Annotated in this window: 12 protein-coding genes and 1 pseudogene; 5 read left to right on the forward strand and 8 right to left on the reverse strand. The window is 57.0% G+C overall.

Translation table 11 applies throughout. The annotated features are described in order from the left end of the window. Positions 1–84: 84 nt before the first annotated feature. The 3 genes from leuD to ACN1C3_RS06105 all read right to left on the reverse strand — a co-directional run bounded on the left by leuD (position 85) and on the right by ACN1C3_RS06105 (position 4231). Entirely contained in the window at positions 85–699 is a 615-nt protein-coding gene (leuD, locus tag ACN1C3_RS06095) for a 3-isopropylmalate dehydratase small subunit (protein WP_419114895.1), read from the reverse strand. After that, a complete protein-coding gene (gene leuC, locus ACN1C3_RS06100; protein ID WP_419114896.1) occupies positions 696–2117 on the reverse strand; it encodes a 3-isopropylmalate dehydratase large subunit in 1422 nt (473 codons plus the stop codon). The genes leuD and leuC overlap by 4 nt, the downstream gene beginning before the upstream one ends. Positions 2118–2299: 182 nt before the next feature. Further along, positions 2300–4231, reverse strand: a complete 1932-nt coding sequence (locus tag ACN1C3_RS06105; protein ID WP_419114897.1) for a PAS domain S-box protein — start codon at positions 4229–4231, stop codon at positions 2300–2302. 240 nt (positions 4232–4471) lie between these two features. Between ACN1C3_RS06105 and ACN1C3_RS06110 the strand changes: the two genes are divergently transcribed. Continuing rightward, on the forward strand, positions 4472–5152 hold the full coding sequence (locus tag ACN1C3_RS06110) for an SOS response-associated peptidase family protein (protein WP_419114898.1): 681 nt from the start codon (positions 4472–4474) through the stop codon (positions 5150–5152). A gap of 2 nt (positions 5153–5154) precedes the next feature. Here the strand turns inward: ACN1C3_RS06110 and ACN1C3_RS06115 are convergent, their stop codons facing one another. The 3 genes from ACN1C3_RS06115 to ACN1C3_RS06125 all read right to left on the reverse strand — a co-directional run bounded on the left by ACN1C3_RS06115 (position 5155) and on the right by ACN1C3_RS06125 (position 6275). Continuing rightward, complete coding sequence (locus tag ACN1C3_RS06115; protein WP_419114899.1) at positions 5155–5541, reverse strand: hypothetical protein; 387 nt, start codon at positions 5539–5541, stop codon at positions 5155–5157. A 62-nt stretch (positions 5542–5603) separates the two neighbouring features. After that, complete coding sequence (locus ACN1C3_RS06120; RefSeq protein WP_419114900.1) at positions 5604–5882, reverse strand: hypothetical protein; 279 nt, start codon at positions 5880–5882, stop codon at positions 5604–5606. Between the two features lie 72 nt (positions 5883–5954). Further along, the gene (locus ACN1C3_RS06125; RefSeq protein ID WP_419114902.1) at positions 5955–6275 is read right to left on the reverse strand and encodes a hypothetical protein; all 321 of its coding nucleotides are present in this window, start codon (positions 6273–6275) and stop codon (positions 5955–5957) included. A 486-nt stretch (positions 6276–6761) separates the two neighbouring features. Between ACN1C3_RS06125 and ACN1C3_RS06130 the strand changes: the two are divergent. Both ACN1C3_RS06130 and ACN1C3_RS06135 read left to right on the forward strand, forming a co-directional pair. Beyond that, a pseudogene (locus tag ACN1C3_RS06130) lies at positions 6762–9748 on the forward strand (multicopper oxidase domain-containing protein); the annotation flags it as partial. A gap of 116 nt (positions 9749–9864) precedes the next feature. Next, a complete protein-coding gene (locus ACN1C3_RS06135; protein WP_419114903.1) occupies positions 9865–10263 on the forward strand; it encodes a hypothetical protein in 399 nt (132 codons plus the stop codon). Between the two features lie 124 nt (positions 10264–10387). On the opposite strand, the gene ACN1C3_RS06140 is transcribed toward ACN1C3_RS06135, so the two are convergent. Further along, positions 10388–10579: a hypothetical protein gene (locus ACN1C3_RS06140; RefSeq protein ID WP_419114904.1), complete on the reverse strand. Its 192-nt coding sequence runs from the start codon at positions 10577–10579 to the stop codon at positions 10388–10390. A gap of 341 nt (positions 10580–10920) precedes the next feature. Here ACN1C3_RS06140 and ACN1C3_RS06145 point away from each other — a divergent pair, with 341 nt between their 5' ends. After that, positions 10921–11103, forward strand: coding sequence for a hypothetical protein (locus ACN1C3_RS06145; protein WP_419114905.1), 183 nt, complete (start codon positions 10921–10923; stop codon positions 11101–11103). Positions 11104–11385: 282 nt separating this feature from the next. Beyond that, positions 11386–11595: a hypothetical protein gene (locus ACN1C3_RS06150; protein WP_419114906.1), complete on the forward strand. Its 210-nt coding sequence runs from the start codon at positions 11386–11388 to the stop codon at positions 11593–11595. A 417-nt stretch (positions 11596–12012) separates the two neighbouring features. On the opposite strand, the gene ACN1C3_RS06155 is transcribed toward ACN1C3_RS06150, so the two are convergent. Next, on the reverse strand, positions 12013–12362 hold a 350-nt coding region (locus tag ACN1C3_RS06155; protein WP_419114907.1), incomplete at its 5' end, for a hypothetical protein.

Below are 12362 nucleotides of genomic sequence, written 5' to 3' on the forward strand. Positions count from 1 at the left end.
CATCCAGAGCGGACGCGGAGCGTCCGTGGCGGCATTCCCACGCGGAGCGTGGGAACGATCACGCGGGAGGTGGGAACGATCATTTCAGTTCAACCAGGGGTTGGCGGCCAGATGCTTGCGCTCAAAGGCCTTGATTTGATCGCTGCGCTGTAAAGTGCTGCCGATGGCGTCAAGGCCAAGCAACAAAGCGGTCTTGCGCAGGGTATCGATCTGGAACGGGATCACCCGACCGCCCTGCAAACAAATCTCCTGAGCCTCCAGATCGACGCTGATTGTTGCGCTGTCCGGTTGGTTGATCACCTGCCCTAGGCTCTGCAAGAGCGCTTCGTCCAGCGTAATCAGCAGCACGCCATTACGCTGACAGTTGTCATAGAAGATCCCGGCAAAGCTGCTGCCGATTAGCGCCCGAATGCCCATTTGCTTCAAGCCCCACACCGCATGCTCACGGCTTGAGCCACAACCAAAATTTGGCCCTACCACCATGAAGCTCGCGCCGTTCCAGGCCGGCTGATTGAGCACGAACTCAGGGTTCGGCTCACCGGTCGGCAAGAAGCGCACATCGAAAAACAAACCACGATCCAGGCCATTACGGTCGATGCCCTTGAGAAACTGCTTGGGCATGATCACATCGGTGTCGATATTGGCCGCCAGCATTGGCGCAGCCTTGCCGGTGACCTGGGTGAAGGGTTGCAGGCTCATGTTCTGTCTCCAAAGTTGCGGATATCCGTCAGGCGTCCGGCAATCGCCGCCGCTGCAACCATCGCTGGGCTCATCAGGTGCGTACGCGCACCCGCGCCCTGGCGTCCTTCGAAATTGCGGTTGGTGCTCGAAGCGCAGCGATCGCCCGGCTCCAATACGTCGTCGTTCATCGCCAGGCACATGGAGCAGCCTGATTGCCGCCATTCAAAACCCGCGTCGATAAACACTGCGGCCAACCCTTCCGCTTCTGCTTGATTGCGTACCTCGGTAGACCCGGGAACGATCATCGCCCGCACATGACTGGCCACGTGTTTACCGCGAACCACACTGGCGGCATCGCGCAAGTCTTCGATCCGGGCGTTGGTGCACGAGCCGATAAAGGCATGGCTGATAACGATGTCACTCAGCGGCATGCCAGCTTCCAGGCCCATGTAGTTCAGGGCGCGACGCATGTCCTGACGCAGGATCAGATCGGTGATGGCTTGCGGGTCCGGCACCGTGGCGCCGATGGGCAATGCCTGATCTGGACTGGTGCCCCAGGTGACCATGGGTTCCAGAGCGCGGGCGTCGAGCTCCACTTCAAGGTCGAACAGCGCATCGGCGTCGCTGTGCAGGGCTCGCCAATGACTCACGGCACGGTCCCACAGCTCGCCTTTCGGTGCACGCGGCTTGTCTTTCAAGTAGGCGAAGACTTTCTCGTCCGGTGCCATGAATGCACCACGCGCGCCCGCCTCCACCGCCATGTTGCAGATGGTCATCCGCGCCTCGACGCTCAAGGCATCGATGGTCGAACCACGGAACTCGATGGCATAACCCGTGGCACCGGAAGCACCGATCTTGCCAATCAGCGCCATGATCACGTCCTTGGAGGTCAGACCGGCGGCGAGTTCGCCGTCGACGGTCACGCGCATGCTCTTCAAGCGTTTGTAGACCAGCGTCTGCGAGGCCAGCAGATGCTCGATTTCCGAGGTGCCAATGCCAAAGCCGAACGCCCCGAGCGCACCATAGGTGGTGGTGTGGCTATCCCCCGCTGCGATGACCATGCCGGGCAGAATGAAACCCTGCTCTGGTGCGATCACATGCTCGATCCCCTGGCGCTTGTCGAGGATGTCGAACAGCTCGATGCCGAAATCCCGGCAGTTTTGCGCCAGGTACGAAACCTGCCGTGCACCACCGGCGTCGGGCATGGTGGCGATGCGTATGGGCGTGGTGGGGTTCACATGGTCAACAACCGCCAGCGCCGTTTGGGGGCGCCAGACACCCCGCCCGGCTTCACGCAAACCGCTGAACGCTTGCGGGCTGGTGTATTCGTTGATGACCTGGCGGTCGATGTACAACAGGACGTGGCCCTGATCATCGAGGCGGCACACCGTGTGGGAATCGATGTGTTTGTCGTAGAGGGTTCTTGCTTGAGTCATGGAGGCACCCGCGTGGATGAAAGTACGCGTGGCTGTCGGAATGCGGCAGGTCTATGCCGACAGGCGTATGGCTCCATCATAGGCAGCACCGCAAGCCCATCAATGGCAAGACAGTGATGGCTTGGAACATGGTTCGTGTTTGATCGACAGACGCAATCGCGCCTGTCGATCAAGGTTTGCGCCTAAAGCGCCGTCAGCGCTTCCAGTACGGCCAACGACAGTACTTCCTGATTGAAGGGTTTACTGAGTCTTGGCCAACTGACGGGAATCTCCATTTGTTCGGCAAACCCGGTGGCCAGGAGTACCGGTAATGTCGGCCACTGAGCCTTGATGGCGTCAGCCAACTGGATGCCGGTCATGTGTGGCATGGCCTGATCAGTGATGACCAGATCAATCGTATTGTCCTGGGAGATTATCTCCAGCGCCCGAGCCCCGGACTCGGCATAGAACACCGTATGTCCCAGGTCCTCCAGCATCGCGACGGCACTGAGCAACACCAGCGGATCGTCATCCACCACCAGCACTGTCAGTGAATTGATTGCTGTCGGCGGGCTGGGTCTGGGCTTCGTGATTTTGGCCGGGAGTTCGGGAGCATCCGCCACGGGCAGCCACAACTCAACGGTGGTTCCACTGCCCTTTTTGCTCTTCACGAACAGTCGCCCGCCCGACTGCTCAGCAAGCCCTTGCGCCATGGGCAGCCCCAGCCCCGTGCCCTTGCCGATGCCCTTGGTGGTGAAAAACGGCTCCGCAGCCCGGGCCAATATCGTTTCATCCATGCCTTCGCCGTCGTCGGTCAACGATAGGGCAATGTACGAGCCGGGCTTGAGCGGATCCTTGTTCGAAATGACCTGTTCCTCTCGTGCACTGATGAGGATCCGCCCCCCTTCAGGCATTGCATCGCGCGAGTTCACGGCCAGATTGAGCAGCGCCAGTTCGAGCTGATTGGCGTCCGCCATGACCGGTTTCAGGACCCGTGGGAAGCGGGTTTCGACAGTGATCGTCGGGCCGAGTGAGCCTTGCAGCAGCTCCGACATCCCGCGTATCAGGGTGGTTACATCGACTGTTTCAAGTTTTAGCTCCTGACGACGAGCGAACGCCAGCATCCGCTGGGTCAGCGAAACCCCGCGCTGTGCGCCTTTGATCGCATTGTCCAGAAGCATGATGATTTTAGGATCGTCTTTGGTGCGCCTGCGGACAATCTCCAGGCTGCCCAGTACGACCATCAGCAGATTGTTGAAGTCATGGGCGATCCCGCCCGTAAGTCGCCCGATGGATTCCATTTTCTGGGATTGGAACAGTGCTTCACGTGCATCGTCGAGTGCGCGCTGAGCTGCAACGGCGTCGGTAATGTCGCGAGTGATTTTGGCAAAGCCGAGTAACTCTCCGCGTTCATTACGGATCACGTCGATCACCACATTGGCCCAGAACCGCGAACCATCTTTGCGGATTCGCCAACCCTGGTTCTCGAAACGACCCTCGCGAACGGCGGTTTCCAGCGCGCGTTGCGGTTCGCCTTTTTCGCGGTCTTCTTCGCTAAAAAACAGCGAGTAATGCTGACCAATAACCTCTTCCGGTAAATAGCCTTTTATTCGCTGCGCCCCCAGATTCCAGTTTGTGATCACGCCACTGGGGTCAAGCATGTATAGCGCGTAGTCCGAGACGCCTTGGACCAGTATCCGAAACTGTTCCTCGCTCCGCTTGAGCGACTCCTGGGCTAGCTTGCGCTCAGTCAAATCCTGGGTAACTTTGGCGAAACCCAACAGTTCGCCGTTGGGAGAACGGATGGGGTCAATAACGAAGTGTGACCAAAAACGCTCGCCGTCTTTACGCACGCGCCAGCCTTCACCCTCGAATCTACCCTCGGTAGCCGCGGTTTTTAATGCACGCTCGGGCAATCCCGATTTCCGGTCTTCTTCGGTATAAAAACGGGAAAAATGCTGGCCCAGGATCTCTGCCTCTTCGTATCCTTTGAAACGCTTGGCCCCCGAGTTCCAGCTGCTGACAAACCCATCGGGATCAAGCATATAAATGGCGTAATCCGTCACCGCATCGATGAGCAAGCGATATCGCCCTTCGTCTTTCAGTGACGCATTGAATCGCTCAATGTGCTTCATCACGTGCTCCGAAGGCTGAGTGATCAGTGGGAGATTAGTCGATAGGAAGCAAGCAACGTTAGTGTCCGTTGTCGCATTCGAGTGGTCTTGCCCGTATCAAAAACACCTCAAAGACTGACTGACGGTGTCAAACTCAAACGCTACACCCCATCGCCTCGCAGGTGTCTATTCTCAAGAGCATGGATCCGTTTTCAGGCAAACGACTCAACTAAACTGAAGTCTTAACCGGAGGATTTGCCCATGTGCGGAAGGCTTTCACAATATCGAGGCATCCACGACTTCGTCGCCGCGCTGAGCATGCCCAACGCTCTGGTCAACACCGTGGGCGATCAGCCAATCGGACAGTACAACGTCGCACCAACGACCCAGGTTGCACTTCTCCATTTAGAAGGTGAAGTGCTGCACGCTGATCTGGTCCGCTGGGGCTGGCGTCCGCATTGGGCCACCGACAAGCCGGAGCAGATCAGCACCAGGGTCGAGAAGATCGCGCACGGCCCCTTCTTCCGGGCGATCTGGCCACACCGCGCCATTATGCCGATCGACAACTGGTTTGAATGGGTTTATGAAGGTGGCCCGAAAAAACAGCCCTACCTCATCCGGCGCCGGGACAGGGCACCGATTCTGTGCGCCGCTATCGGCCAATACCCCGCCGGTGGCCGTGAACCGAGGCAGGACGATGGCTTCGTGATCATCACTGCCGACAGTGCCGGTGGAATGGTCGATATCCACGACCGACGGCCGGTTGTCCTGGATCCGGAACTGGCCTGTGAATGGCTTAACCATGCAACGCCCAAGGAGCGCGCCGAGCAGATAGTGTTACTGCAGGGAGAGCCGGCCGATACCTTCGAATGGTTCAAAGTCGGCATGGCTGTGGGCAACGTGAGAAATCAGGGGCCCGAATTGATTAGACCGATGCGTTAATATCAAAAATTGATTATCCGCAGCAAGCGGCGAACATCATCGACTGACCGTAGCTTGATGGTCCATTCCCCATCAGTCTTGTCATTGACCTCGCCAAACTCTGCCGAGAGTGCTTTAAGCGAATAGTGTACGGTCTTGAAAGCTGGCAGCCGGAAATGAAATAGAAGCCAATTATGGTTGGCGACGAAACTGAAGGGGCAGGTGCTGTCGGATAGCGAAAAAATTTCTATGGTTCTATTTAGCTCACCCTGTGGCTTGGGCGCACAGTTATGCCCCTTCATGGTGGAAATTGCGCCAACCAGCATGCAAAACGCCTCCCGCACTTGCGGGCTTTCGATAGACGAATAGCACTCAACGTACTTTGCCGCATCCCGAGCGTCAGTGATCATCTGATTCTCCCTTGGTGAGAGGCGGCTGCCGACGTTCGCGTCGAAGCCTGGGGCCAACAAGCCTACAGTCGATCGGCCTGTTCAATCATGTTGGTAGCCAACTTGATGCCTTGGTTTTTTGCATCGTCGAAGCTCTTGTAAATCGCCTTTTCATGAAGGTTTTGAACATTGTCCTCGGAGTACTTCACGGTAATGCGAAGCCCTTTTGGGATCGGATCGCCTTGAGCTCCCCATTCGAAATCAATCATCGCCTCTCTGCCGTTTGGGTGGATGTAACTGATCGGGTTCGGTCTGTCAGCTGGTCCCATTTCGCTCTCCCAGATATCCGGTGATTTACCCATCTCTTAAGCATTAGTCCACAACCGACAATCACGCCACCCTGGCGAGCCCCACATGACCGAAGAACCCTGACCCTACTCATTGGGTACCCTGGAAAAACCGCCGATACGCGTCATCAACACAGGCAACGCAATTCCAATCAGAGGCAAGGCGATAAACACAAGGAGGCCAATAGCCTCCCAACCATAGCGGTCAGCATCGCTGGCGAAAACGCCAAGGACGCCAATGGCAACGACAATGGCGCCTAGTGGAATCAGCAAACTTACCTTCACTTTAGATAAGCGAAGCTGAGCCGAGCTTGCACCACTAATCCAAAGATAGACCCAGGCAACAATGCTCAACATGCTCAAGGCGAGCGCACACATTTCAATCAACAATCCCTGTCCAAGCATCACGTGTTTGTTCCTGATTGGTTTTGCAAAAATGCAATCTGACGATAGTTTCATCGTAAAGATGCGGAAAATCGTCTTTGCCAGTACCAGACCGGAAGTGGATTGTGCCCCGCTACGCCAATGCCAAGTGTAAAGGGGACCGCCGGTTTAGCGTAGTGCCCGCGATCAATAGACCTTCTCGGCCAGGAGCCGACACACTGTTTCAACAATTCGCGTTAGCGCCTACGCACTTACCACGCAGCACACTCGAAAAATCTGGGGGGAATGACTATCGGACTCCCCAGGAGTGGGGACCTGCACCCACTGAACAAAGACTTTGCTACTCCCTTCAATAGCATGAACCGAATCCAACCCGTTGATTATTCTTGGTTTTTTATGACCTCCGTGCCTGGCTCGGCTTTTGCCTTGAGTCTTAACAGAGCAGCAAAGTGCTATCGCTTTGGGGGTAGCACCGATAAAGCCGCGCGGGCATGAAACCAAGTGAAGACCATGAAAAGCAAAGTACCTCTGAAATCTTCGCCCAAGGTATTCCTCTTCTCCGGCATTAAGGCTGCGCTGCTGGTCACACTCAGTCTGGCCAATGTCAGCGCTGCACCGCTCGATGATTTCGGCCCACCGCCACCGACCGATCCCTCGGCCTTTAGCAATCCGCCCGCCGACCCCAAGGCCGCGCTGGAAGCCCTGGAAGACGCGCCGCCCGCCAACCAGGGCGCGCTCGCCCTGCCCAATGGCGTGTTTGGCGACAGAACCACTCCGCGCGCCCAAAACGTCCTGCCCCCGAAGCTGCAGACGTCGTTCAATATTCCCACCAATGGCAAGCCAAGCCCGCTGTTCGGGGCCGAACCCTTCACCCAGCAATTGCTGCTGCTTGAAGAGCTCGGCTCGGAGAAGCTCGATCCGACCACCCCACCGCAGAAACTGACGTTCCCCGTTCCTACCCTGGGCCCGGAACCACAGCAGGATCCAAACAGTGTCGCCCGCAGTGGCCCCTCTAGTACGGCACTGGAAGCCTTTCTGCGCCAACCTGGCTTGACCCCGTTCCCGTCGCAGTTTTCCAATGTACTGGACCGCAACCCCTGGAAGGCGCAAATCGAAGCATTCCTCAACCGCAGCCCGGTAGGCTCACCGGCAGAGGGGCGGCCACCGGGAAAAGGCTGGTCGCACCAACGCTTCAATGAGTTTTTCCCCCAGGTCCAGTTCAAGACCGTGCAAGCAGGCGCCCGAACCAATCAGGGCTTGCGCGACAACAAACAGTTGCACAGCTACACCAAGGGCGAATTCGGTCCCGGTGGGCTCTACAACCAAACGTCCGACTTCCCCGTGATAGTGGGCACGACCCGTGGCATCGACGTGCGTTTTCATCCCAGATTTCCAGTGCAGAACCACAAGTCGCTGTGGACCTTCGATGGCACGTTTCCGCCCAAATTGCTGATGGTTCGCAATGGGCAAGCAATCCTGATGCGCCACTACGACGCCCTGCCGATCGATCCGGCGGCAAACGCCGGCTTTGGCCTGCACACCCTTACGACCCACGAGCACAACGGGCACTCCCCGGCCGAGAGCGACGGCTTTACCAATGCGTTCTTTTTCCCCGGGCAGTACTACGACTACCGTTGGCCGCTGCAGCTGGCCGGTTACGACACTATCAACACCACTGCGCAAGACTCTCGGGCTGCGTTCCCCTGCTCACCCGGCGAAACGCTGTTCGTCAATGATGCCAGTCCTGGTCTCAAGACCTGTCAAAACGGCAGTATCAAACTGCGCGGCGACTGGCGCGAAACCATGAGCACCCACTGGTTCCACGACCATATGCTCGATTTCACCGCGCAGAATGTCTACAAGGGCAATGGCGCGATGATGAACTACTACAGCGCCGTCGATCGCGGCAACGAGGCGTTCGAGGACGGCGTCAACCTGCGTTTTCCCAGTGGCTCGGCACTGCCCTGGGGCAACCGCGACTACGATGTCAATCTGCTGATCGCCGACAAGGCCTGGGACGAAACCGGCCAATTGTGGTTCAACCCGTTCAATACCGACGGTTTTCTGGGTGACCAAATGCTGGTCAACTGGCAGTACCAGCCCTTTCTCAAGGTACGGGCGCGCAGTTATCGCTTTCGCATACTCAACGCCTCGGTGTCGCGTTTCTTCAAGTTTGCCGTGGTGCGTGAGATCAACGGCAATGGCGGCGAGTTCCCCGGGCCGGCGGGCTCCGGAGTGTCCTTCGCCAGAGTGCCGTTCCACATGATTGCCAACGACGGCAACATCATGGAGCATTCCGCGCCCTTCGACGGCACTCTGGACCTGAACGGCGATGGCGACCTGCAGGACAACAACGCCATCTTGCCGGTTCAGGGCATTGGCGAACGCTACGACATCATCGTCAACTTCGCCAAAAACGGAATAAAACCGGGGGACAAGCTCTATTTCGTCAACCTGCTGGAGCACAAAGACGGCAAGGGGCCCGAGAAGAACGAAATCCCGCTGGCTGACGTGCTGTCCGAAAAATATAAAGCGGTGCTCAAGCAAACCAGCAAGGGGCCCCAATGGGACAAGGGTGATCCCGCCGTCGGCAAGTTCTTCCAGTTGCTCGTCCAGCCCTACGCTGGCCAGGACCAGAGCATGAACCCGGCGGACTTTGAACCGGCCAAACCCGGCAAGCCAGCCGGGAAGAAAATGATCCCGCTGACCATCGACCGCGACAACCCGGCCGACCAGGCCAAGCTCAAAGCGGCGCGGCATCGCCTCTTTACCTTCGGCCGCTCCAGTGGCACCGATCTGGCACCCTGGACCATCAAGACCGATGGGGGCATGGGCTTTAACATGGACCCTCGCCGTATCAGTGCGGCCCCCCAATTGGCCCAAGGTCCGACGCCCGCCGGCTTCAGCGGCGATGGCACCCTCGAAGTGTGGAAGATCGAGAATGGCGGCAACGGCTGGGCCCACCCGGTGCACGTACATTTCGAAGAGGCAATTATTCTCAGCCGTGATGGCAAGGAGCCGCCGGAATGGGAGAAATGGGCGCGCAAGGACATCTACCGCATAGGAGAAGGCGTCGACAGCTCCGTGAACACCGAGATAGCGCTCCACTTCCGCGAGTTCGCCGGCACCTTCATGGAGCACTGCCACAACACCCAGCACGAGGACACCTCCATGTTGCTGCGTTGGGATGCCGAATTTCCTGGTCAGTTCCAGTTGATGCCAACGCCCTTACCAGGCTGGGACGGCGTACGCTTCGTGAACTCCGTGGCGCTCCCCACCTTCCGCACTGGCAACGTAAAGTAACGACGGCCCCAACAAGAAACCGCTAGCCAATGCCGACAGCGCCCGCAGCAACAACCGCTACACCTGGGATCTGGCCGGGACGACGTCGCGGGCCGTCGGCAACACCCTCACGGTAACCGCATCGACCATCGGTGGCCCTCTCAACCTGGGCCCCCACGGGTGCAGGTGCTCGCTGGAGGCTGTCCGTCACGACGAGGCAATTGCCCTCGCTGAAACAGGCCACTCGAGGGCGATGGATCCTCCCGCTAAAGTCATTGCTATAGCTGCCGATAGCTGGGGTGCCAGCCACATTTTTCGGTAGGGTCTCACCATGGATACCAACGTTTGTAACTACCACGAAATTTCGACCGATGAAATTTTGCAAAAAATTCGCAATAGAGAAAGTTTCAAGATAAACAAGGTTCCGTTCGGTGCCTACCAGTCAGCCGTTGAGCATACCGAAACGCTAATAAAGTCGGTTGGTTTCAAATGTTGGGTCTACACAGTCGGCGGTATCGGCGCAGTTGCCCCGACCATCAATTCAGGCATCGGGACGGTTATCGGTATCGAAACGGCGCTGACGATCGCAAAACACAACAGAGCTACCCGGGGCCCTGATTATGAAATAGGCCGCAACCTCTATGGATGTGACGTTGAGGTTACCTACAAAAAGAAGCAGGCCCTCTCTCTGGAGCGTCCAGGCAATTCAGTTCGATTCCAGCTTACTTGAAGGAAGGTCACGGGCCGGGTTGGCCGAACGCAGTAATCATCTCCGGAGCCATCACGGCCATTTCGTCGTAGAAGGCCATGGTGGCTCCAGATGTGGAAAGCCCAGCTCAACGGCTGGGCTCTGGTTACTTTCTGTTTTCCATCATCTTGTCGGCGAGAGCTTTGGCCCTTTCAATTAACAGGTTCTGCCTGTCTTCGTGAGTGGCCTCTCCTACAACCGGTGCCGTCAGATTGCTTTCCGCAATCAACGCAGCGCAGAAGTATTGATCCCAAACTCTTTGCTCCGACGCCTGTTTGTTCACTTGGTCGGCGATCATATGCGGCTCCTTTTGATGAGGTAGCACAGCTATTTTACGCCCGAACGGCAAACAAACCGCGCCGCAACCGATAATCCGCGAATTGCGTAAAACTCGGAAATCCGACACCGGCCGCCGTACAACTGCCGTCACACATACGCGACAAGCCATTACTCTCGCGTCCTGCCGGCCAAACACTCCCCCGCCTCCCTGAAATTAATGAAGCGTCGGCGCCGCCCCACTCAGCACTCGAAGAGTGCCGAGGCCTTTCGGCGGATACGGTCGGTTAACGCTCTCACCTTGGCTTAAAATCATTTAGGGGTGCAGCTATCGGTGAGACTCAATCCTTCGAGGACAACACCATGGGCACGACTGAAGAATCGATAATTGCAGCAGCAAGAATGCGCGCCGCATATCGGGGAGAAAACGAGGCCATGGCTGCGGCGTCAGCACTCGAAGTTGTGGAAGCTCTGAAAAAGTCTTTAACAGGAGACAAATACCAGGAGGCTCTCGAAAAGCTTTATCTCGAGTACACAACCTCCTGATCCACCCGTAACGCACTCACCCGCGACACACCTCATCTCACGCTTGCGATATCGACACTAACCGGCAGTTCGTGGCGGATGCGTTTTAGTTGCTCATGAACAACTCCGCGCCACCATTCGTCGCATCTGCAAACGTGGCGTGGAATACGCGACCATGCCTGGCTTAAGGATTGCAAAGGACGCCCGTAGCAGCCCCAGAACGACGTAATTCTGACGCGGCGGCAATTAAATTAACGCTTAAGGACTCCAGCTTACGCTTGGTCAGTCACCGGGAGATGTAACGTGTCAACTCTCAATGAAATCGCAGCGAACCACGCGAGAATGGCTAAGGTACTGGCAGAAGAAGCGTCGGTCGAGCTGAGTGAGCGACACTCCCAGATAGTGGGCAGTTTCGAAGCTCCATCCACTCATGCGAAACAGCACATACCGCTGCACCTCCTCGCCGGAATGAAGGACAAGCACCCGGGACAGGTAACTGGCTACTTGCTCTGACTCCGCACGATCTTGGCGTCGTGGTGATCGTTGCCTGGCTTTCTTTGTTGGCGTCGCTCGCGTCCTGCTTGGCCTCAGCCTCGATCACTACCTTCCCTTCAAGCGCGACAACCGAAAGTGCTGGATGCCCAGTAGCAGGCAGGCCACGAGCGCGATGATTGCTGCAACTGCAAAGGCCAGCATTGCCGAGGCAAGAGGCTTGGAGAGCTTTGGGGGAATCGTGGGTAATAAAAATGCCCGCTCACTGGCGCGTTGACGACTCAGTGCTACCGTTCAAGTCTGTTCAACAAAAACGGGGCGCGAAAAATGCTGAGATCACGAATAGTTGAATCTGGACTTTACGAAGCAGAGAGCAAATCTGGACAGCGTTACACGATTGTGGCGGAAACTCGTCAACTCAGTTTCGACACTAATGAGTCAACTTCGACTTCGTGGCGCAACGGCCCTATTTATTACCGCACCCTGGATCATAAGCCAGTCTTTTGGGTGAGCAATCAAGAGTTCCAACTCGTACCTACGGGTGAGATTGTCACGCGACTTTAAATCTGTCGCCTTGCGGGGGGGCTCCGTAACCGCCTCACCTCGCTCCAGCAGCCCACCATTGAGCGCCACCTTCCAAAAACGAAAAACCCGACCACTGCAGATTGTGTGAAAACCTAGCAATCTGCTCTCCGGTTCAAGAAAATGCCCGCATCGCAAGATGCGGGCATTTTTCTTATGCGCTATATCCAAGGTGAAGATCGCTGCCAGGGGGCACTGTTTCCAGT

The sequence above is a fragment of the Pseudomonas sp. H11T01 genome (assembly GCF_048515765.1).
Classification (GTDB): domain Bacteria; phylum Pseudomonadota; class Gammaproteobacteria; order Pseudomonadales; family Pseudomonadaceae; genus Aquipseudomonas.

Excerpts from the sequence above, each read along its gene's own strand:
- leuD (WP_419114895.1), bottom strand. The coding sequence starts at position 699 with ATGAGCCTGCAACCCTTCACCCAGGTCACCGGCAAGGCTGCGCCAATG.
- leuC (WP_419114896.1), bottom strand. The coding sequence starts at position 2,117 with ATGACTCAAGCAAGAACCCTCTACGACAAACACATCGATTCCCACACG.
- ACN1C3_RS06105 (WP_419114897.1), bottom strand. The coding sequence starts at position 4,231 with ATGAAGCACATTGAGCGATTCAATGCGTCACTGAAAGACGAAGGGCGA.
- ACN1C3_RS06110 (WP_419114898.1), top strand. The coding sequence starts at position 4,472 with ATGTGCGGAAGGCTTTCACAATATCGAGGCATCCACGACTTCGTCGCC.
- ACN1C3_RS06115 (WP_419114899.1), bottom strand. The coding sequence starts at position 5,541 with ATGATCACTGACGCTCGGGATGCGGCAAAGTACGTTGAGTGCTATTCG.
- ACN1C3_RS06120 (WP_419114900.1), bottom strand. The coding sequence starts at position 5,882 with ATGGGTAAATCACCGGATATCTGGGAGAGCGAAATGGGACCAGCTGAC.
- ACN1C3_RS06135 (WP_419114903.1), top strand. The coding sequence starts at position 9,865 with ATGGATACCAACGTTTGTAACTACCACGAAATTTCGACCGATGAAATT.
- ACN1C3_RS06140 (WP_419114904.1), bottom strand. The coding sequence starts at position 10,579 with ATGATCGCCGACCAAGTGAACAAACAGGCGTCGGAGCAAAGAGTTTGG.
- ACN1C3_RS06145 (WP_419114905.1), top strand. The coding sequence starts at position 10,921 with ATGGGCACGACTGAAGAATCGATAATTGCAGCAGCAAGAATGCGCGCC.